We start from the raw sequence: 21218 nt of genomic DNA on the forward strand, positions 1-21218 counted from the left end.
CGTTCGAAAGGAAAGAAGGATCAGAATAAAGGCGATGAATCGTTTTCATCCAGAATCGGATTCTTGTTTGAGTTCCTACAGTTTAGAATCAGAGAAACGTTTTCGTGGACGGCGAAAATAGGACCGACAAACTTCTTTTTCTCTTTTTATTCACTGAGAAAAAAAGCTCTTGATCTTAAATCCTTACAGAGTCATATTCTGGAAGTATGATTTCTCATCCTCAATACATCACCGATGAAAAAGGAAAAAAACTTTCGGTCGTTCTATCCATGCAGGAATACAAAAAGATTCTCGAAAACCTGCAAGAACTTGAGGACATTCGTTTGTACGACGAGGTAAAAGCGAAACGGGAAAAATCGATTCCTCTTCAGGAATTCTTAAAGGCAAGATCGGGCAAAAAGAACAAAAGACGACATGTCTGAGTATTCAGTCCTTCTCACTACATCCGCCGTAAAACGACTCGAAAAACTTCCCGAATCAGTTGCAGATTCTCTGATCCAAATCATTCAAGGACTCGCCAAAAATCCGAGACCCGTCGGGGCCAAAAAATTAAAAGGAAGAACGGGATTTCGAATCCGAAAAGGTGATTATAGAATTCTTTACGATATCGTGGATAAACGACTGATCGTGCATGTAATTGCAATCGGTCACAGGAAAGACATTTACGAGAAGTGAAATCCCGTCCAATGTAGGAACTCCTTCGAATAAAACCTCTCAAAAAAAAGAGTTTTCCCCCATCTTTCCCCCTTCAGGATAGTTCCACAGGGGACATAGTCCCGTTCGGAGACTTCGATGTTAGCCCAAAAACCGATCGTATCACTTCTGGATCATAGCAAGGATCCGTTCAATCTCGCCATCGCGACCGCGAGAACTTGCTATTCTTCGAAGGGAATTCTTCTGCCCTCCGATATGATCGCGTCGGAAAAATCGATCGAGATCCGAGACAGGGTCGCAAAGTCGACAAAGAAGGCCGGACATCTCACCACCCGTCAACATCCTCAGTTTATCTTTACGCTCGATAAAGTTTCCCGACAATTCGTATGGTCGTTTTTACATTCTCATCCCTTTTATAATTCCGAACAAGTTTCCCAAAGATACGTGGAAGTCAAAAAGGAGAATTATTACGTTCCGTCGGAACTCGGCGGAAAATTGTTGGAACTCTATCTTGACGCGGTGGACTACGCAAGTCAGGCGTATTTCTCGTATACGGAAGCTCTTCATCCCTACATCCAAGAAGAATACTTCAACATTTACAAAGCCCGCGCCAACTATCCCGACAAATGGCAGGCTCCGATCAAAAAGAAATGTCTCGAAGTGGCGCGTTATCTGCTACCGCTCGGAACGTATACGTATCTTTATCATTCCATCAACGGACTTACTCTGCATCGCTACTATCGACTGATGAATTCTTACGACGTGCCCGACGAACAAAGAGCCGTCGTCACCGAAATGGTCAATCAAGTCCGCGCGGTCGATCCGTTGTATGCCGACGAAATGGACGATCCTCTTCCTCTGGAAGAAACGACCGAATACCGTTATTTCGAGTCCGTTTTCGGCAACGGCAAACGGGAATTTCATCCGGAAACCGCCGCTGCTTTCGTAAAGGAATTCGACGACGAGCTCGGCGGAAGATATTCCAGACTCGTTTCGCATTCCGCGAACGGTCCCGAGATTCTCGCGCAGTCGGTGCGATCTATATTAGGAATTCCTAAATCATCCTTGAGCGACGAAAACGCGATCGATCTCGTCCTCAATCCGGCAAAAAATCGACACTTGACTTCGACCTTGAACGAAAGTTCGATGAGTCCGATCACGAGAGCCCTCTTCAACGTTCAGTATTCTTTCCAAAAAAGAATCTCTCACACCGCGGACAGTCAGGATCAAAGACATAGAATGGTTCCGGGCGGAAGACCGGTTCTCATGTCGCAATACGCGGGCGTTCCCGATTACATCACTCCTCTCGTAGTTCAAAAATATCCGGAACTTCAGGAGAAATACGATTCTTTCCATAAGAATATTTTCGAAAAACTGAATCGTTTTCTGGAGGCCGGAGGTTCTCCCGAACACGGAACGTATCTTTTGCCGAACAGCTTTCCGATCCGTTTTTACGAAAGCGGAGATCTGCTCAATCTCCATCACAAATGGAGATCCAGAACCTGTTACAACGCGCAGGAAGAAATCTTCCAAGCCTCGGTCAACGAACTCACGGACGTCATGAAGGTGCATCCTCAAATCGCAAAGTGGATCAAAGCTCCGTGCTGGATCCGCCTTCAGGGAGAAGTGAAGCCGTATTGCCCGGAAGGAGATCACTACTGCGGAACCCAAGTCTGGAAACGGGAGTTATCCGAGTATTCCAGAGTGATCTAAAATTCTTTTCGAAAACCCTTCCTGCGGTTAGAATGGTCTGAAGCAGTATGAAACTCTCAGTGACCGCAAACCGCACCGAAGAACTCGTTCGTTACAGAAGACAAATCCACAAACATCCGGAACTCCGCTATGAGGAGAATCAAACCGCGAGTTTCGTGATCGATCACTTAAAACGACTCGGCCTTACGTTTCAGGATAAAATCGCGAAAACCGGAGTTGTCTCGCTGATCGATTCCGGCAAACCGGGAAAGACGCTTCTCGTGCGCGCCGATATGGACGCCCTTCCCATCTTTGAAGAATCCCAGAAAGAATACAAATCCGTTCACGACGGTGTGATGCACGCCTGCGGTCACGACGCGCACACTTCGATCCTCATGGGCCTCGCAACCGAAATCAAGGAGGATATCCGTTCGATTCTCCCCAAGGGAAAAGTTTTACTCGTGTTCCAACCCGCGGAAGAAGGCGGCCAAGGCGCGGACAAAATGATCGAGGAAGGTATATTAGAAAAATATAACGTAGATGCGGCCCTCGCCCTGCACGTATGGAATCACATTCCGGTCGGAAAGGTCGGAGTCGTGGACGGACCGATGATGGCCGCTGTCGACGAGTTTACGATCCGCATCTCCGGCATCAGCGGTCACGGAGCGATGCCTCAACACACGGTGGACCCGATCGTAGTCGGCGCACAAATCGTGAACGCGCTTCAAACGATCGTTTCCAGGAATACGGACCCGTTGGACTCCTGTGTCGTTACGGTGGGAAGTTTTCACGCGGGAAACGCGTTTAACGTGATTCCCGAAACCGCCGAACTCAAAGGCACCGTGAGAACGTATTCCAAAAAGATGTTCGAAGAGGTTCCGGGCAAACTCGAACGGGTCGTAAACGGAATCGCGTCCGCGCTCGGCGCCAAAGCGGAGATTCATTACGAACGAACCAATCAACCAACGATCAACGAACCGTTTATGGCGAACGTCGTACGCAAAGCCTCTCTGAACATTCTCGGACCGGGAAGCGTGACGGAAGAAAACACGAAGTCCATGGGTGGAGAGGATTTCTCCGCGTTTTTGATGAAAGTACCCGGTTGTTATTTCTTTGTGGGTTCGATGAACGAAGCAAAAGGTCTCGTGCATCCGCATCACAGCTCCAAGTTCGATATCGACGAGGACTCTCTTTCGATCGGACTCAGCGTTCTAAAGGAAGCGATCCGAATCTATTTGGAAGAAAACTGAAATTCTAAGAGTGAGTATAATTTAAACCGACACGGCTCGAATATCGTTTCGTAAATCAGATTTCGGTTTCGAGCGAATTCTTGACCTGAATCGCCTTGGCGTTGCGCGGATCCAATACGAGGGCTTTTTTCACGTACGCAATTGCGCGATCCTGAATATTCATTATTTTGTATATATCGGCGAGATTGATCAGATTTCGGATGTATCGAGGATCGGCGGCAAAAGCCCTTTCTCCGGTCTCTGCGGCCTTTTGATAATACTTCAGCATTTTGTAGCAAAGGGAGATATGATAGAGAAATTCGGCCGATTCCGGATTTTCGGATAAAAGAGTTTCCCAATATCCGACAGACTTTGCGTAATCCTTTTCTTTGAGATAATATCTTCCGAGGATTTTTAAAACGGTTTCGCCTTTCGGATTGAGTTCGAGCGCTTGTTCCAAAAGATCCAAACCTTCCCGAACCCGGTTATTTTGCAAAAAGGAAGTTCCCCGTTTCAATACGTCCTCGTAAGAACGGGATAGAAACGAATCCGCGGTAGCGGCGGTCCCGTTTTTCCCCGGATGATACGTGATCTTTAAAAGCGTCAGGTCGTCGACAAGACCGCCGAACTTTAAAATTCGATCATATACTTCCCGAAGATCTGCGTATCCTTCCTCCACTCTTTTTAAGAATTGATTCTGATCCTCGTTGATGATACGGTCCTCTTCGTTTCCGATCAGAAGATCGTCCCTTCCGTCAGAACCGATCACGATCGTATCTCCCGGAAGCATTTGAAAATTCTTGATAACGAGATGTTGTTCGTTTTCCGGAATACCGATTTTCCGAAGGGTCAACTCCTCTTCGATATAGGAAGCGACACCGTCCCGATACAAAACCGTCCAAGGATGTTCCGCGTTGATATAATACAAAAGTCCTGTCGCCTCTTCCACCAAACCGAGAACGATGGAGATATACATGGAACCGTCGAACGATTCGAAAATTTTCTGAAGCTCCAGAAAGGCTTCTTCCAGCCACTTCTCGGGATTTTTATCCTGTTGTGAAGGAATCCCCGCACGGGTTAAAATCGTATTGAATACGGTTCCCATTACGAGCGCTCCTCCCGCTCCCTGAATGGATTTTCCCATCGCGTCCCCGTTCACAAAGACGACGTATTTCTTGCCCCGAAGTTCCACGTTACCCGAAATCAAAATGTCTCCGCCGATCTCGTACGTCTTATTCTTAAACTCGAAGGATTTCTTTTGTTTCGTATAAAATTCGGTTTTTATAATATCGCTCGTGTTCCGGTTCGAAGACAGGGGATTGATGAGCAAAGAAGTCAAAAAGTAATCCGCGTCCTGCTGAACTTTCAGGCGGTTGACCTGTTCCAAGGAAAGTTTTAATTCTTCCGTTCTTTGTTCGACCTTCTTTTCCAAACTTTCGTTGAGCTCCTCGACTTCTTCGTTCAAACGAACGAATTTGTTCGCGAGAATCGTCGCGATGCTCAAGATAAAAAATAGAAACGCATAACCTAGGATTCTCGGAAATACGATGACGTTTCTGGCTCCGAGCGTGTCTAAAACGACGGCGAACACCGTGATCAAAACGCCGCCTAAAATATAAAGAGCGTCCCGGTCCTTTTGAATCATACGGCGGATAAGATAATACAGAACCATCCCCACATACAGAATCCATCCGTATTGAACCACGTGTTTGTTCAGAAGATTGTAATGAATCACGTTGTTCGAGACGAAATAAAAGAGCGTAAAACAGACGTAGGACACGTCGAGAACGTTCAGCAGTAAATTCCGCGAAAACTTAAAATAAGCGCGTATAAAGTTCGCAAAGATCGGAACTAAGACCGTCAGAATGATATATTCCGACTTTTTCATATAGATAAACTCGATTCCGAGGTCGTATTTGACCTGATTTCTGCAGAATTGATAAACGACCAAAAGAAGAGTAAACAAACCGTAGTATAGATTCTCCTTATCGGTTCGGCGCCTCACGTAGAGAAACAGAAAATAACCGCCCACGGTGAGATAAATCATCAATAAGAAAATCTTAATGTATTCAGAACGCAGAAGTTCCTTCTGAACGAGGGAAGCGTCGCCGATCGCGGTCCGGTCCTGCTCGATTCCCACCTCGTATCGAAAGAATTTTTTGACTCGGATCACGAGAATGTTCGGTTTTCCTTTGCGAATCAGTTCGTTCGGAATCGAATAGATCCGAATCTTATCGTATGCCTGAGGCAAAACCGAATTCATATCTCCCGTTTCGCCGATCAAAACTCCGTTGAGATACGCCTTGTCCTTATCCGTGATCATTCCCAAACGAACCGCGATCGCGGCCGCTTTCCATTCTTTCGGGGCGATGAATTTCTTAACGATGGTTACGTTTTGAAGAGACTCGTTCGGAAGTTTATAAACACCGGGAGGTGTATACCGCAAAAAAGGAATCTTGTCAAAGTCCTTCTTTCCTTCCAGGTACGAACGCGAAAAAGACACGGGATCGATCGACTCGAGCGCGATCTCCCAGTTGTGTTCTTTGGAAGAATCTAAACTGACGATTCCGTCGAACGAGGGGATGGTTTGGATCGATTCCGAAGCGAGGGAAATTGTAATAAGGAAAGAAAACAGAATGGAAAGGAGATAAAAATACAATTTTCCTGGAACCTCAAGAAACGATACAACTAACGTTTCTCGCGGTTTCGACAAGGAAAAAAATAGTTTTTTAAGAAAGATCGTTGTCGTTTAATAAAAAAGGAATTCCACTTCCGCCGTATTTAGAACGATCGAAACGTAAAACTTGCGTTCAACGGGATTATCCTCTCTTTCTTGACTCGATCTCTTCGATTTCTTTCGGAATCATGGACGTTAAGTTCACCGGAGTCGCACCTTGTACGAGAACATCGTCTTCGATTCGGATTCCGATCCCGCGAAACCGCTCCGGAATCGTTTCATCCTCAGGATCGAAATACAACCCGGGTTCGATCGTAATCACCTGACCGTTCTCGAGTTTTTTCGAAGTTCCGTCCTGATAATACGTTCCCACGTCGTGCACATCCATTCCGAGATAGTGACTCGTTCTGTGCATATAATATTTTTTGAATGTTCCCTGCTCTAAAACGGATTCGACGTTTCCTTCGAGCAACTTCAAATCCAACAAACCTTCCACGAGAGTTTTGACCGCCCGGTTGTGGATCGCGACGAACTCGGTTCCTTCCTTCGTGTTTGCGACCGCTTCTTTTTGCGCCTTCAATACGACTTCGTAAACGGCTTTCTGCTCTGCGGAGAATTTTTTTCCCACCGGAAAATTTCTGGTCACGTCCGCGGTGTAATATCCCTTTTCCGCGCCGCTGTCCACGAGCACGAGTTCTCCTTCGTTCAACTGACAGTTGTTAGACGTATAATGAAGGATCGTGGCATTCTTCCCTCCTGCTACGATATGTCCGTAACCTCCGCCCCAAGCCCCGTGTTTCAAGTATTCCGATTCGAGGATGGCTTCGAGTTCGTATTCGAACATTCCCGGTTTGGATTCGCGCATCAATCGATCGTGACCGAGAGCGGTGATTCTCGCCGATTCCTTAAGCGCTTCCACCTCAAGAGGAGATTTGAACATTCGCATCCAGTGTAGAAAATCGGGGGATTCGATCCTTCGCGGACCGAATTTTCCCTCTCTCGATCTTTGATTGAGGGAATAGATCCATTCGATAAGTTTGGAATCCCGCGCGAGATTCTTTCCGAAAAAATGATAGAGTGTGTGTTGGTTGACGAGGATCTCGTCGAGTTTGGATTCCCATTCGGTCGTGTCGAAGGATTCGTCCAAACCTAAACGATTTTTTGCCTGTTCCTTTCCGATCCGAATCCCGGTCCAGATCTCTTTTTCCTTGTCCTTGGGAAGAACGAAGACGGCTTTATAAGAATTTTTTAATATTAGAATTCCGTCGGATTCGTCGAGGCCGGTGAGATAGTAATAATCCGAATCCTGACGAAACTTATAGTCCACGTCCCGATTTCGGATCAAATGAGAGGCCGCAAAAACGATCAAGACCTCCCCTTCCTTGAGTCTTTTCTGTACGTCCGCGATTCTTTGTTTGTACGGATTCTGATTCATTTGGAAAACCCTTTTACTAATTGGACGGAAGTTTCGAACAGTTTGTCCGTGTCCTGTTCCTTCATACAACGAAAATGTCCTTCGGGACAAACCCTTCCTCCGTGAATTCCGCAAGGACGGCAATACAATCCTTGGATCTCGGAGATATAGGAAGAATCCGAAAGCGGAGTATAACCGAAATCGGGCACGGTGGCACCAAAGACGGCTAACGTGGGAATGTTGAACGCGGAGGCGAAGTGGATCGGGGATGAATCGTTGCTGACCATCAAAGCCGCTTTGGATACGAGAAAGGACAGCTCGGGGAGATTGGTTTTCCCGGCAAGATTGATCGCGTAACCGGCTCCCACTTCTTCGCAGAGTTCCACGTCGGCTTTGGAACCGATGAGTACGACCTTCTTACCGGTTTCTTTTGCGAGACGTTCCCCTAAGACGCGGAACTTGGGAGCGGGCATACGTTTGGTTTCCCAGACGGAGCTTGGAGCGAGCAACACGAAGTTTCCCGGCTCGAGTCCGTTCTCTTTCATCAACACCCGCACGCGAAACACGGATTCTTCCTTCCAAAACAGTTCGGGGCGTTTCGGAATTTTGGAAACTTCCTCCTTGTCGTATAACAAAGAGAAGAGTTTTTCCGCCTCGTGCATTCCGCGGATCGGTCTCGGAATTTTTTTAGTGAGTAAAAAGGAAAATCCGGCGGACTCGTAACCGATTCTTACCTTGGCTCCGCTCGCAAATCCGATCAGAGTGGATCGAAAGGAAAAATGAGGCAGAAGACAAAGCGTATAACGTTCCTTCCTCAATCCGAACAGAAAGGAAAAGAATTTCCAAAAGGATTTCTTAAATTCCTTTTTATCGAGAGGAATCAATCGATCGATATGAGGATTCGCCTCAAGCACCGCCTCGGTTCCCTTGTTGACGAGTACCGTCAGATGGGAATTCGGATATTTTTTTTTCACTTCCCGAAAGAAGGAAGTCGTTAAAATCAGATCGCCCAAGAACGCGGTCTGAATCAGCAATATTTTTTCATTCACCGTTAAGTTCCATTCTAAACTTTGGAAAGAATCGTCGCAAAATTATTCACGCCCAAACCGCCGATGGAAAGCGCCAAACCGTTTTGAAAACGATCCTCGCGATACATCCAAGTCTGCAGTTCCGCGATTTGAGCCAAACCCGAAACTCCCACCGGATGTCCTCTCGTTTTCAAACCTCCCGATGCGTTGATCGGAAGTTGTCCGTCCGGATGAGTTTTTCCCTCTTTCACATAACGTAACGCTTTTCCTTTCGGAAACAATCCCGCGTCTTCGGCTCCGATCAACTCGAACGGAGTAAATGCGTCGTGCAACTCGGCGATCTGAATCTGTTCGGGTTTCAGACCCGATTCTTTGTAAGCTCCCGCAAACGCGGAAACGCTGGAAGGAAAACTCAAGAGCCCCGGTGCGGAGGAAAGATTTCCGATTCCGTGTCCGATTCCGGAAACTTTCAAAGGTCGGGAAGAATGCTCGTTTTCAGAGCCGAGCAAAATCGCGCAGCTTCCGTCGGAAAGAGGCGAAATATCGTAAAGACACAAGGGACTCGCGAATAAAGGAGATTTAAAATATTCTTCTTCCGTAATATTCTTTCGGATATGAGCCTTCTCGTTTTTGAGTCCGTTGTCGTGCAGTTTTTTGGAAAGTGCGTAGAGATCCTTTCGATCGTATCCGTACTCGTGCAGATAACGCGTCGCGATCATTCCACCGCCCTGTGCCATCGACATCGCGAATCCTTTTTGTCGTTCCGATAAAACGCTTCCGAGCAGAAGATTATTTTCTTCCCGTTCGAGACGGCTCATGACTTCGGTCGCGATGACGATCCCTCTTTGAAACGCTCCCGATCGTAAAAGATACGTCGCAGTATGTAGAGCGCTCGCGCCGGAAGAGGATGCGGTCTCGGTTCTGATTGTAAAACAATTTTTTAAACCGAGGCTTTCCTTGATTCTTGCCGGAAGAAACACTTCTCCCGTATAACGTTCCGGAGCCATCGCGGCAAAAATAAGAAATTGAGGTTCAAACTCAAAATTTCTTTCCAAAAGTTTCGCCGCGGTTTGATACGAAAGAGAATGATAATCAAGTTCAGTTTTTCCGAAGCGGCTCAATTCGGAATCGATGATGAAAACGGATGAAGACATGGAAGTCTATGTTTTCAAAAATTGTGAGATTGAAAATCAAAAAAAATTAAATAACGCGTGCAAGACGACTTTTCATCCTCGTCTACAAACTATCCTTGCAAAATTAGGAATGATTTTTATACTGAATGGATACAAGGGGGAATACGATGAAAGGCAACAAAGAAGTGCTTGAGATCCTCGGCGAAGTCCTTGCGGCTGAACTTACGGCAATCAATCAATATTTTATTCATGCGAAGATGAACAAGAATTGGGGTTTCAAAAAACTCGCCGACTTTATGAAACACGAATCCATCGACGAGATGAAACACGCGGACGAAATCATCGATCGCATTCTTTATCTCGACGGCGTTCCCGATCTTCAAAGATACATGAAGATCTCCGTGGGAAAAAACATCGAAGAGATCTTAAAAGTGGATTTAGAACTCGAGTATGCGGCGGTGGAACGGTTCAACCGAGGCATCGCGATCGCGGTAAAAAACAACGATAACGGAACGAGAGAATTGTTCGAAAAAATTCTCGTCTCCGAAGAAGAGCATATCGATTGGATCGAGTCCCAACAGGAAATTATCCGTCAGATCGGCGTTGAAAACTATCTAGCGCAACAAATCGAGTGACCCATTTTAAAAAACCCGCACCTAAAAAATCCCTTCGGCTAAAAACTCGAAAGCCGGAGGGAAATCCCAAGGAACGTCCCCGACAAAATTCCTCTCCTTCCAAATCGGAATGGGATTTTTCAAAACCGGATTCTTTCGAATACCACGCTTCTTGTCCGGACGGATTGTCCGGCCTTTTGCGCGAGGAAGTATTGGAAGCCGGTTTAAAGATCGTCGCCGAAAACCGCGGGGGAGTTTTTTTTCAAGGTTCGTCCAAGGCGTTGAAGGATTTCATTCTTTCCACCGGAATCGCATCCGGGATCAGCGTTTCCCTTAAATTCTGGAGAGTGGAAGATCCGGACGATCTCTACAATCAAGCGCTCGAGTTTCCTTTCGAAAGAATTTTCGGCTCGGAACATTCGATCCGAATCGATTCCACCACCAAAGACGCGTTAAAAGATTCACGTTATGCGACATACCGACTGAAGGACGCGATCTTCGACAGGTTCCGTTCCAAAGGAAAAGAACCCCCGAAAATTTCGCGCGAAGAACCGGATTTTCTACTCTATCTTCGTTCCCATTCCGAACACGCAAAACTTTCCCTCGGTTTAAACACGAGACCTCTCCAACAACGAGGTCACGGAAGAATCGGCGGAGAAGCGCCCGTCCGGGAGATTCTCGCGTCGGCGCTCGTTCGTTATTCGGGATGGGACGCCAAATCACCGTTATACGATCCGTTCTGCGGTTCGGGAACCGTCGTGATCGAGGCGGCCCTGAAACTTTTATACGGCGGTTATACGAATTACAGAAGTCTGGATTCTTCCCTTCCGTTTCAAAAACTGTTCGGCGAGCCGACTCGCAGGGAGAATGAGAAGAATTCTTCCGCTGCGAAAATTTTCGCTTCCGACTTGGATGAAAAGGCTTTGAATCTCGCGAGACTGAACGCGAAGAATGCGGGAGTGGATCACCTCATCACTTTTTTTGAATCCGATGCGACCGTCTCCGAAAACGAACATAAGATATCGGGCGGTTATATCGTGACCAATCCTCCGTATGGAGTTCGTCTCGGAACCAAGGAGGAAGCCAAGGAGATTTATACGGCTTGGGGGAAGCGGCTCAAGGACCATTTTGCGGGCAACGTACTCGCGATCGTCTGCGGCGACACTTCGCTCTTGGGTTTTTTAAAACTCAAAAAAGACAAGGAACAATCCCTGACAATCGGGAAGCTCAAAGGAAAATTGGTTGCCTACACTCTGGGCAAATAATCGAATCAAAAAAGAATGAAACATCAGGAAATTCTCCTTAAACTTTTAGAAGTCACAGAGAACACCAAGGATTCGTTTCAATTTTTAAAACTCTTCCGTTCGATCGAACCCGAAAAGTTCGCAGTCATCTACGCGGATTCCGGAACCCTGATGGAATCCGCGGAAGCGCTTCTCTACAACCTGAAGTTGCTGCACAAACTCGACCTGTATCCCGTCGTCGTCTTGGACAAGGACGGAATCTCCTATACCAATCTTTTTTACAGAAATCAAAGTAAGCAAGAAACGTCGTCGATTCTTCCCGGAAAATTATTCCGACATTCTCAGGATTTGGCGGGTTCGGTCGCATCCGCTCTCGCCGAAAAAAAACTTCCGGTATTTGTGGCCGAGGAAAAAGGCGCCGCGCTTTTTTCCTTTTTAACCAAGCTTTGCTCCACTCTAAAAACGAAAAAGCTCGTCCATCTATATACGAGAGGAGGAATCTACTCCGAAGGGAATAAGATCTCCATCTACGATATCGATTCTTCCGTCGTCGCCGACCGGGAAGATTCCGCCCTTTTGAACTCCTGTTTGGAACTTTATAAAAACGTAAAGGACAAGGAATTCGGAATCGCCGTCACGTCCGCTTCGTCGTTGTTAAAGGAATTATTCACGATCAAAGGAAGCGGAACGCTTCTCCGTAGAAAAAACAGAATCGATTTTATCGCGGACGTAAACTCGGTCTCGAAAGAGAAGATGAATCTTCTGATTGAAAAGGCGTTCCAGCGTTCCCTCAAAGAGGATTTCTGGAAACAGGAATTCGCGGGAATCGTTCTCGAATCCGAATACAAGGGCTGCGCTTTGGTCAAGAACACTCCGTTCGGAACCTTTCTTTCCAAGTTCGCGGTGGACGAAATCGCAAGAGGAGAAGGAGTCGGAAGGGATATTTGGGACGACATGATCGCGCGGTTCCCGATTTTATTCTGGAGAGCGAGAAAGGAAAACACGATCTCCAAATGGTATATGAAGGTTTGCGACGGAATGCAAAAAGAAGGAATCTGGATCTATTTCTGGATCGGAGTCAAAGAGGAACACATTCCCGGAGTCTGCGCCTTTTTAAAAAACCTTCCGCAGGACCTCGAATCCAAAAAAGAAGTGAGTACATTTTAATATTCTAATGAATTCTCTCGTTTTCTTATACGACGGCGATTGTTCTTTCTGTGCGAATCTCGCAGCGAAACTGCAATCGATCAACCTCGACCCAAAGATCCGCTTTCGTTCGTTCCGCGATTTTTCGGAAAAAGAGTTACGGGAAATCCATCCTTCTTTGAACGTTTCCGTGGCGGAAGGGAACGTGCAGATGATCGCGGATGGAAGAAGATACCCCGGCTTTTTCGCGATCCGCAAACTCAGCCATTCCCTCAAAGGATATCGGTGGATCGCACCGCTTTTGTATCTTCCGTTGATTCCTATTTTCGGAATGATAGGAATCGGTCTATTAAAGACCCTGAAAAGCCGTTAATCCTTCGTAAAACACGAGCCTTGCGTCGAGTGCGAGCCTGTTTCCATCCAGCACTCGATTCCGTTTTTCATCGGTGTCGGCGACGACCTCGATCAATCGAAAGAGTTTTTCCGCGTGGGATTCGTCGGCTTCCAAATTTACTTGAAAAAATTTTCCTTCGGGCAAGGGAATTCTGGTTTTCAGATCGCGATAAGACTCAAACATTCTTGAATATTCCAATTTCAGCAAGTATTCGTTCGCCGGTCCGAGCGCCCCGAGCGCGGAATAAAAATCGGAAGTGGTGATCTTCCGCATCAGATCCAAATAAGCTTGTGTTTCCGGAAGTTTGTGCCGTTCTTCGACGATTTCTCCCATGTCGGAAAGGAATTTTTTCAGAATTCGAACATGGGAATCTTCCGCCTTCCCTTCCCCCAATTCCTCCCAAATATTCTGAACGAGAACGATCTTCGCTTCCACGGATTCGGAGATCGCGGCCGTATTTAAAAACCAGTTTACGAAATCGACGCTTACGAAGTATTCCTGACGAAGCCAAAGAAGAAGATCCTCCTTTTCCATTCTTCTTTCTTTTTGTTCCAGCCAACGGTTGGAAGTCAATACCGGATGATTGCGAACCGAATCTTCCAAAGTATTGCGAAAGGAAATCGTCGTTTGTTTCAGGCTTGCGGTCTGCATAAATTCAAGTCTATGTCCGTGAGAGAATCCGACGGATCTTTTTTTGAGAATATAAAAATCGATCCGTTTCGAATTCTCTGCGAGCGATGTTTAAAATCTCTTGAAACAAGGTTTTTTCGTCCCCTAGGCTCTGACGATAACAAATCGGAAAGCTGGAATAAAACGGGGACAAACCCGGAGTTAAATTGATTTCCAGAAAGAAGGGATTTCCCGAAGAATCCAATTTCCAGTCGAGTCTTGCCGCGCCGGAAGTTCCCAAAGATTTGCAAAGATGAAGACTTTGTTCCTGAAGGAATGTTTCCAATCGGGACGGACAATCGAATACGAGCGTCTCCGGCATTCGATCTTTGGATTTCGTTTTTTCCCCGTAGACTTCCTCGACTTTGAGCGCTTCCTGCAAGATCAATCTCCCGGCCCCGGTTGCGCGGTAACCGAGAGTTTCCGAACCCATTACGGAAATCGTATATTCAGTTCCTCTTAAATACGTTTCGACTAAGTAAGGGAAGAATTCCTCCGGGTTCGCGGATAAAAATGCGCGTAGTTCGGACAAGTCGTGAACGATATTTCGTTCACCGATTCCGAGGCTGGAACCTTCTCCCGCGGGTTTCACGAAAGCGGGAAATGAAACTCCGTTCGGAAGAACTGCGTTTTCCCGGGAAAAAACGCGTCGTGTTTTCAAGAACGAATCTTCTTTTAAAAAAACGAGATCTTGTTTTTTCATGGGAGAATTTCGATCTGCAACGGAAACGTTTTGCAGATTCTCCGTCATCGTATTCTTGGAACGCACCAAAAACCCCGGAGCCACGGGCAATCCGATCGAATCCGCAAAGATCCGCGTCAGATTCTTATCCAAAGAAACGCTCTGTGCATAGCCGTCCGAGCCTGTATGGGGAAACCCGAACAATTCCGCCGCGGCCGGAATCAAGGACTCCCGATTGCGGGACCGAAATCCTTCCATCAAATGAAACAAGACGGGACGTTCTTTGCGATCCAAACGTGCGTAAACCTGCAGAGTTTCCAAAAGCTCTTCGGGTGTAGTTACGAGTTCCACCCTTTCATCCATGTCGCTTAACAATTTCGTGATCGAATCGACCGAAATTTTCGATTCCCACTCTTGTTTATAGTGGTCCGGAATCTCTCCTTCGAACTCGTACAGATCCGCATACAACAAAACGGTGGGCTTTTTGTTTCGATCAAATTCGCCCGCTCCGAACGTTTCGGGAAGACCGGATCGACTCGTATTCGAAAGGCCCGCTTCTTTTTCGTCTCTGTTTCGCGTTTCTTCTTTCATAAAAACTTTTTCTCTTTGGCCCCGTAGCTGTTCGGAGCGATCCGATCCCAGATTTCGGCGGAAAGAGAAGGATAGAATTCCTCCCGATCGCTATCGGGAGGTTCCGGACTGAGATGATAGGTTCCGCGTAACGCGGAGCGGAATACGTGCATTCGTTCCGGTTTGTAATAACCGAGATACCAATCGGGGGTCAAAGTGATCTTGCCCCCGCCTCCGGGAAGATCGTTGACGAACTGTGGAATCCCCATTCCTGCGATTTTTCCTCTCAAATAAGAGATGATTTCGATTCCTTTGGCGAGAGGGGTACGAAATCCTCTCGAGCCCGGAATCAATTCCGGGTCGTACATATAATACGCGCGAATCCGCAACTCCAACAGTTTTTTATGAAGTTCTAACATAGCTTCTCCGGAATCGTTGATCCCTTTTAGGAGAACGCACTGATTTCCCACGCTGACTCCGGCTTTCAAAAGTTTCAACACGGCTTCCTTCGCTTCTTTCGTACATTCGTTGGCGTGGTTGAACTGAGTGTTGCAGAAGATCGAAAGTCGATCGGTGTTGTGTGATTCGATGACGGCACAAAGTTCGGAAGTGATTCGAAACGGAAGCGTGACCGGATTTCTGGTTCCGAGCCTGCAGATCTTTACGTGATCGATTTTTTCCAGACGTTCCAAAATCCAATCGATCTTGGAATCGGAAAGATTGAGAGGGTCCCCTCCCGATAATACGACGTCGCGTATTTCCCTACGCGATTCTATGTATTCGAACGCGGCTTCCAGATCTCCGGTCAACATTCTTTCCCTGGAATCGGAAACCTTGCGTCCTCTCATACAATGTCTGCAATACACGGAACATTCGTGATTGGTAAACAAAAGGACTCGGTCGGGATACATATGCGTCAGTCCTTTTACGGGAGAAAGGCGTTCTTCGTGCAGCGGATCGGGAGATTCTTCCGGTGAAAAAACGGACTCGGCCTCGCGCGGAACGATCATCTTTCGGATCGGATCTTCCGGATCGTTCGGGTCCGTTAGAGAAATGTAATATGGCGTCGCGGAAACGTTGAGACGGATCGTATCGGAGATTCCGATTTTTTCGCCTTCCGTTAATGCGAAATAACGTTCCAGCTCGAATCCTCGCACCCGATTCTGGAGCTGTGCCTTGTAATCGTTCCATACGAAAGAAGAAAACAACGCGGTGCGGTTTGCGGAACATTCTTGTCCCGAAAGAGAAGCAAAGGAATGCGGCTGCGAAGTCTTCATAAGAGGGTTCTTCCTATTTTCTCCGTGTAGGAGGAAAATCAAGCAAAGGGAAAAAGAAAATGCCAAAAGGACCCGTTTTCAGAAACTGTCCGTGATGACTGCATTTTCCGGCGATTTTCTCCAGGCTCTTGCCTTCGACGTGGACGGGACCTTATTCTCCTCCGAAGAAATCATTCTCGAAGTCTATCGCGACTCGATCCGTAATTTTTCCGAAACCACGGGGATTCCGATCGAACTTCCGTCCCGGGACAGAATCATGATGGAAATCGGAAAACCGGTCAAAACGATCTTTCAAAATCTTCTCCCTCAACTCAACGAAGAACAAAGAGACGGCATTTCCGACAGCGTATTGAAATTCTTATGCCAACGCATCCGAAACGGAGAGGGAGAATTCTACCCCGGCGTCAAAGAAACGATCGAATCCCTTTCCAAAAAAGGATTCCGCATCCTGGCCGCCTCAAACGGCAGAAGACCGTATGTCGAAACCATTTTGGAAGTTGCAGGTGTTCTTTCCTTTTTCGATCCGATTCTCGTCCTGGACAACGATCGGATCAAGACCAAGGGAGGAATTCTCAAAGAATACGTAAAACTCTACGGTCTTGAACCGGACAAAATCCTCATGATCGGAGACAGACTTTCGGACCACGAAGCGGCCCGTCAAAACGGATGCCCGTTCGCATTCTGCGCCTACGGTCACGCGCCCGCCGGGGAAATCCCCGACTTTGAATTGGAACTCAAAAACCTTACGGATCTGACCGCAATCCTGTAGATTTTTGCCTGCATAGAATTCCCTTTTTTTCCGAAAATGAAAACGTGCCGGATTCCGAAAAAAGAAAAAATCTCATCTTCATACTCGCCGGAATTATTTTTACATTGGTGCTTTTGGATAAAAGCACCGGGTCCGGTTTTTCCATTTCCGGCGCGGGATTTCAGGGGTTTCGCAACATCGGTAAGTTTGGCCCCGAATCCTCCTCTTCTCCAAAGGGAAATCTCAATCACAAAGAAATCATGGATCAAGCCGAGGATGAAATCTTAGGCGAACTTCTCCAAAATGGAGACGTGCAGACTTCTTCCGAAAACGCAAACTCCATCGAAGAGGATTTGGACGAGGACAATCTCGTTCCCGTTCTCGAACCTCCGATTACGAACGTTTTATCCGAAAAAGAATCGGAACACGGTTCCGCACACGCAAGCGTTCCGATCCCGAGCGAAAAGGGAGAATTGTCTTTGTATTTTCTGAAGTTCTACGGAAAAGGAAACAAAAGTCATTCCCGGCTCGTGAAGGTTTTGCGTCTTTCCAAAGGAGGAGATCGGGTCAAGCTCATCCTGAATTCCCTGATCGCGGGACCGGTTTCTGTGGAAAAAGAAAAAGGAATTTTGAATTCGATTCCGCAATCCCTGCGCTATGACTCCGATTACGAAATCCAAAACGGGGTTTTGAAACTTTCTTTAAGCGGGGATTTGGAACGAGGCGCCGGGCCTGAAATTCTTAAGGATCGAATCGATCAGCTTACTTACAGCCTTATGGAGAATCTCCCGATCCGAGGCATTCAACTCTCCATCAACGGTAAATTTGTGCGTTCTCTCGGCGGAGAAGGAATGCCGTTGCCCTCTCTTCTGACCAAAAACCCGAGAAAGATCGTCGTTTTTTAATCGTCAAACAACGAGTACAGGCAAAGTCGCTTGAACCGGACGATAAATCCTGATTGTTTATAGAATAGCGTTTTTAAAATGAGGAAGCCGGGTTCCGTTTCGGAGTTTGCAATACCGCATGAGATTTTTTTTGGGAAACAATCAAAAAATAAAACTCCTCGCTCGGAGAGTTTTTTTCAATCCGTTCCCGGAAGATTATCTGAGAATCTATCAACCGGACATCCGAAGAGCGACGGTCATTTACTTTTTCTTCTGCATCGGAATCAGTTTTCTTTCCGCCTTGGTCCCCGACGGCGCCTCTCCTCTCGGTGAAGAAAATCGCGTCCTTGTATACTCCCGTTTGACGGTCGTATTGTTGTCCGCTTTTTTTGCATTTCTACTTATAAAATGGAAATCCTCTTTTCGCAGAACCATCGAACGATTCAGTATTTTTTCCTCGGGCACGATCGTGTTTTCGATTCTTCCGTACGTGTTTTTGGATTCGGAAAGAATGGGACTTTACTTTCATTTTTATACGACCCTCGTCGTGAGCGGAAACATTCTGCTTTGGTTCACGGGAACGACCGTGATCTTTTTCAATGCGCTCTTTTACTTCTCTTTGGTTTTATGCACCACGTTAACCGGAAACGCGACCGCTTTGCAGCACGACTTTGCAAACGTTCTGATTTATCTTTTTACGGGAGTGTTCGGAAATCTTCTCATCAATTTCTGGAGAGTGATGGATCACCGCGCCAAGAAAAAACTGCAGAAGGCGGTGAACAAACTTAGGGATAAGAACATTCAAATCGAAAAAATTTCCAAGGTGGACGAGCTTACGCGGCTTTACAACCGGAGATATCTGATCGAACAGTTCGAACTCTTTCTAAAGCGCGCACAACGTTATAAATTCTCCCTTGCGATGATCATCTTGGATATGGATTATCTCAAGGAAATCAACGATTCTTACGGACATCTCGCGGGGGATTCGGCCTTAAAGACGATTTCCGACGTGATGAAACAAAGGGTAAGGGCGACGGATATCTGTTCGCGGATCGGCGGGGACGAGTTTTGTATTCTTCTCGACGCGATCAAAAAAGACGATCTTTCTCAGCTTTGCGAAAAGTTGCGCAAGGAAGTTTCCGAAAAGGAATTGTCTTATCGAACCAAAAGCGGAGCTTCCGTAAAAATTTCCGTTTCGATTGGGGCCTGTATCTTCGGCCCCGAGGAAGAATTCAGTTTCGACGATATCTATCACTCCATCGATTCGGCCTTATACGAATCGAAAAAAAAAGGACGCAACCGGGTTTCGTTTATCGAACCGATCCGTTACTTTCCGAAAGAAACTCCCGGAACGACTACGGCTGCTTCTTAGGAGCGGGAAGCTCGTAGTGAAAGGTGATTTCGCAATACGCGCCGTCGTCGATATAACGAGTGCTCGTCGCTTCCATAAAAAACTGTCTGTTCTTTTGTTCTGGTTCCAACTCTTCGAGTTTGCGGGCAGCGATGGACTTGGCCGCAGTGCAGGAAGTATTCTTCATTTTGAACGTGTCGTTTTCTTCGACCGAACTGGAAGAAGCTCCCCCGATCGCGACTAATTTGTATTTATGCGGTCCTAAGGTTTCTACGGTCACGCCGGTATCGACGTGAATTCTTTCGTGGATTTGTTTCGTACAAGCCGCGAGTGCGATCAGAAACACGAGCGTAAAGTTTACGATTTTTATCATCCTATCCTCTAAAACATTCTTTTTTGATCAAAGCGTCTGCGCGAGTTCGTTCTTGTAACGATCGTAGTTGTAAAGAAGGTCTCTGCGTTTCGGTGCAAAGCCGCCTTCTTTCAAAAATTTCACCGCTTCTTTTTCGGTTTTGAGTCCGTAAGAACGAAGCACGTTTTCCTCGATGACCACGGAAGATATATCGTCCGCGCCGCTCGTCAGAGCCAGTTGACCGACGCCTTTTCCGAGAACCATCACCGAAGTTTCGATATGAGGAATGTTGTCCAAAAAGATTCTACAGATCCCGAGCACCTTCAGATATTCCTGTGTGGAAACCGCGCGCACCTTGAATCGTTTTGTCTGGGGTTGAAAGGTCCAAGGGATAAAGGATAAGAATCCTCCGGTCCGGTCTTGGAGGTTTCGCACAACGCTTAGGTGTTCGATCACTTCTTCCTGAGTTTCTTCCGAACCGAACACGATGTTCGCGCTTCCGGGAAGTCCCGCTTCGTGGCAGGTTTCCATCGCGCGAACCCATTCTTCCGTGGTCGCTTTTTTAGGAGAGATAATGTTTCTCATTCTGTCGGTGAGAATTTCGGCTCCCGCCCCGGGAACGGAATCCAGTCCCGCTTGTTTTAGGATTTGTAGGACCTCCTTCAGAGGAAGACCGGTGATCGTTTCGAGATTGATGATTTCCACCGGAGAAAACGCGCGGATATGCATGTCCGGATATTTCTTTTTCACGGAAGAAATGACGTTGAGATAATAGTCGAACGGAAGATCCGGATACACGCCGCCTTGCAAAAACATTTGGTCCGCACCTTCGCCGACCGCATAGTCCATCTTTTCCAAAATTTCTTCGGCGGAAAGAACGTAACCTTTTCCGTTTCCGATCTCATCCATAAAAGAACAAAAGCTGCATTCCACGTTGCAGTAATTCGTGTAATTGACGACGCGAAACATCGTATAACTCGCGTATTCGTGCGGGAGAATTCTTTCCCGAAGGCTACGGGCAGCCGCCATGATCTTAAGATGATCCCCTTCCCGATACAGAATCAGTGCTTCCTCGGGAGAAATTCGAACTCCGTCCAAGGCTTTTTCGAGAATCCGATCGCTGGGTTGAGATGAGAAGATAGAGGCCACTGTTACTCCTTATGAGCTGCGAACTTCGCAAAGAACACCTTCAAGCTTGGAGGGCGTTCTTTATTTTGCACCCTCTTTTTTGGAGAATTCTTCCCTGCCGTTTCTAAGAATTCAGACCTTAGAAAAGAAGCTTATGTTTGTTTCTATGGTTGTCTTTTTCTAAAAGAGACTTTGTCTCAATTCAATGCAAGTCCGTTTTACGGGAGAATTGTATGAGTTCCCACACTCCACGTTTTACGGGAGAACACGAGATCCACTCTGGAATCCGTATGAGTTCCCACACATGCCGTTTTCAGTAAGATCAAGACCGC

Annotated in this window: 20 protein-coding genes and 1 pseudogene; 11 read left to right on the plus strand and 10 right to left on the minus strand. The window is 46.8% G+C overall.

Annotated features, from left to right (window positions below; all coding sequences use genetic code 11):
• Nucleotides 1-206: 206 nt before the first annotated feature.
• The 4 genes from LFX25_RS11280 to LFX25_RS11295 all read left to right on the plus strand — a co-directional run bounded on the left by LFX25_RS11280 (nt 207) and on the right by LFX25_RS11295 (nt 3596).
• Entirely contained in the window at nt 207-422 is a 216-nt protein-coding gene (locus LFX25_RS11280; protein WP_238730325.1) for a hypothetical protein, read from the plus strand.
• Complete coding sequence (locus LFX25_RS11285; protein WP_238730326.1) at nt 415-675, plus strand: type II toxin-antitoxin system RelE family toxin; 261 nt, start codon at nt 415-417, stop codon at nt 673-675. The genes LFX25_RS11280 and LFX25_RS11285 overlap by 8 nt, the downstream gene beginning before the upstream one ends.
• 117 nt (nt 676-792) lie before the next feature.
• Nucleotides 793-2367, plus strand: a complete 1575-nt coding sequence (locus LFX25_RS11290; protein WP_238730327.1) for an FAD-dependent thymidylate synthase — start codon at nt 793-795, stop codon at nt 2365-2367.
• 47 nt (nt 2368-2414) lie between these two features.
• Nucleotides 2415-3596: an amidohydrolase gene (locus LFX25_RS11295; RefSeq protein WP_238730328.1), complete on the plus strand. Its 1182-nt coding sequence runs from the start codon at nt 2415-2417 to the stop codon at nt 3594-3596.
• Nucleotides 3597-3651: 55 nt separating this feature from the next.
• On the opposite strand, the gene LFX25_RS11300 is transcribed toward LFX25_RS11295, so the two are convergent.
• The 5 genes and pseudogenes from LFX25_RS11300 to LFX25_RS11320 all read right to left on the minus strand — a co-directional run bounded on the left by LFX25_RS11300 (nt 3652) and on the right by LFX25_RS11320 (nt 9848).
• Nucleotides 3652-4092 carry a tetratricopeptide repeat protein gene (locus LFX25_RS11300; RefSeq protein WP_238731579.1) on the minus strand — a complete coding sequence of 147 codons (441 nt, stop codon included), beginning with the start codon at nt 4090-4092 and terminating at the stop codon, nt 3652-3654.
• A 45-nt stretch (nt 4093-4137) separates the two neighbouring features.
• Nucleotides 4138-6288, minus strand: a pseudogene (locus LFX25_RS11305) (SpoIIE family protein phosphatase); the annotation flags it as partial.
• A gap of 106 nt (nt 6289-6394) precedes the next feature.
• Nucleotides 6395-7687 carry an aminopeptidase P N-terminal domain-containing protein gene (locus tag LFX25_RS11310; protein WP_238730329.1) on the minus strand — a complete coding sequence of 431 codons (1293 nt, stop codon included), beginning with the start codon at nt 7685-7687 and terminating at the stop codon, nt 6395-6397.
• Nucleotides 7684-8715, minus strand: coding sequence for a glycosyltransferase family 9 protein (locus tag LFX25_RS11315; protein ID WP_238730330.1), 1032 nt, complete (start codon nt 8713-8715; stop codon nt 7684-7686). Before LFX25_RS11315 ends, LFX25_RS11310 begins: the two co-directional genes overlap by 4 nt.
• A 14-nt stretch (nt 8716-8729) precedes the next feature.
• Complete coding sequence (locus tag LFX25_RS11320) at nt 8730-9848, minus strand: thiolase family protein (protein ID WP_238730331.1); 1119 nt, start codon at nt 9846-9848, stop codon at nt 8730-8732.
• Between the two features lie 146 nt (nt 9849-9994).
• Here LFX25_RS11320 and bfr point away from each other — a divergent pair, with 146 nt between their 5' ends.
• From bfr to LFX25_RS11340, 4 genes are read left to right on the plus strand one after another with little or no spacing between them, the layout of a single operon-like run.
• Nucleotides 9995-10462: a bacterioferritin gene (bfr, locus tag LFX25_RS11325; protein WP_238730332.1), complete on the plus strand. Its 468-nt coding sequence runs from the start codon at nt 9995-9997 to the stop codon at nt 10460-10462.
• Nucleotides 10459-11706, plus strand: a complete 1248-nt coding sequence (locus LFX25_RS11330) for a THUMP domain-containing class I SAM-dependent RNA methyltransferase (RefSeq protein WP_238730333.1) — start codon at nt 10459-10461, stop codon at nt 11704-11706. The genes bfr and LFX25_RS11330 overlap by 4 nt, the downstream gene beginning before the upstream one ends.
• A gap of 15 nt (nt 11707-11721) precedes the next feature.
• Entirely contained in the window at nt 11722-12852 is a 1131-nt protein-coding gene (locus LFX25_RS11335; protein ID WP_238730334.1) for an acetylglutamate kinase, read from the plus strand.
• Between the two features lie 7 nt (nt 12853-12859).
• Nucleotides 12860-13204, plus strand: a complete 345-nt coding sequence (locus LFX25_RS11340) for a DCC1-like thiol-disulfide oxidoreductase family protein (RefSeq protein ID WP_238730335.1) — start codon at nt 12860-12862, stop codon at nt 13202-13204.
• Here LFX25_RS11340 and LFX25_RS11345 read toward each other — a convergent pair.
• Genes LFX25_RS11345 through LFX25_RS11355 form a run of 3 tightly spaced genes read right to left on the minus strand, consistent with a single transcriptional unit; the run spans nt 13181 to nt 16423 of the window.
• Entirely contained in the window at nt 13181-13876 is a 696-nt protein-coding gene (locus LFX25_RS11345; RefSeq protein WP_238730336.1) for an iron-containing redox enzyme family protein, read from the minus strand. The two genes, LFX25_RS11340 and LFX25_RS11345, sit on opposite strands and share 24 nt — an antisense overlap.
• Before the next feature lie 10 nt (nt 13877-13886).
• Nucleotides 13887-15167 carry a D-alanine--D-alanine ligase family protein gene (locus LFX25_RS11350; RefSeq protein WP_238730337.1) on the minus strand — a complete coding sequence of 427 codons (1281 nt, stop codon included), beginning with the start codon at nt 15165-15167 and terminating at the stop codon, nt 13887-13889.
• Nucleotides 15164-16423: a KamA family radical SAM protein gene (locus tag LFX25_RS11355; RefSeq protein WP_238730338.1), complete on the minus strand. Its 1260-nt coding sequence runs from the start codon at nt 16421-16423 to the stop codon at nt 15164-15166. Before LFX25_RS11355 ends, LFX25_RS11350 begins: the two co-directional genes overlap by 4 nt.
• A 94-nt stretch (nt 16424-16517) precedes the next feature.
• On the opposite strand from LFX25_RS11355, the gene LFX25_RS11360 reads away from it, so the two are divergent.
• The 3 genes from LFX25_RS11360 to LFX25_RS11370 all read left to right on the plus strand — a co-directional run bounded on the left by LFX25_RS11360 (nt 16518) and on the right by LFX25_RS11370 (nt 19427).
• Nucleotides 16518-17192, plus strand: coding sequence for an HAD family hydrolase (locus LFX25_RS11360; protein ID WP_238730339.1), 675 nt, complete (start codon nt 16518-16520; stop codon nt 17190-17192).
• Between the two features lie 44 nt (nt 17193-17236).
• Nucleotides 17237-18076, plus strand: a complete 840-nt coding sequence (locus LFX25_RS11365; RefSeq protein WP_238730340.1) for a GerMN domain-containing protein — start codon at nt 17237-17239, stop codon at nt 18074-18076.
• Between the two features lie 118 nt (nt 18077-18194).
• Nucleotides 18195-19427: a GGDEF domain-containing protein gene (locus tag LFX25_RS11370; RefSeq protein WP_238730341.1), complete on the plus strand. Its 1233-nt coding sequence runs from the start codon at nt 18195-18197 to the stop codon at nt 19425-19427.
• Here LFX25_RS11370 and LFX25_RS11375 read toward each other — a convergent pair.
• Together LFX25_RS11375 and mqnC are read right to left on the minus strand one after the other, a co-directional pair.
• Nucleotides 19411-19779 (minus strand): LIC11299 family lipoprotein, encoded by a 369-nt coding sequence (locus LFX25_RS11375; protein WP_118955978.1) that lies wholly within the window; start codon nt 19777-19779, stop codon nt 19411-19413. The two genes, LFX25_RS11370 and LFX25_RS11375, sit on opposite strands and share 17 nt — an antisense overlap.
• Before the next feature lie 27 nt (nt 19780-19806).
• On the minus strand, nt 19807-20907 hold the full coding sequence (gene mqnC, locus LFX25_RS11380) for a cyclic dehypoxanthinyl futalosine synthase (RefSeq protein WP_238730342.1): 1101 nt from the start codon (nt 20905-20907) through the stop codon (nt 19807-19809).
• Between the last annotated feature and the right edge of the window lie 311 nt (nt 20908-21218).

The organism is Leptospira sanjuanensis, assembly GCF_022267325.1.
Taxonomy (GTDB): Bacteria; Spirochaetota; Leptospiria; order Leptospirales; family Leptospiraceae; genus Leptospira; species Leptospira sanjuanensis.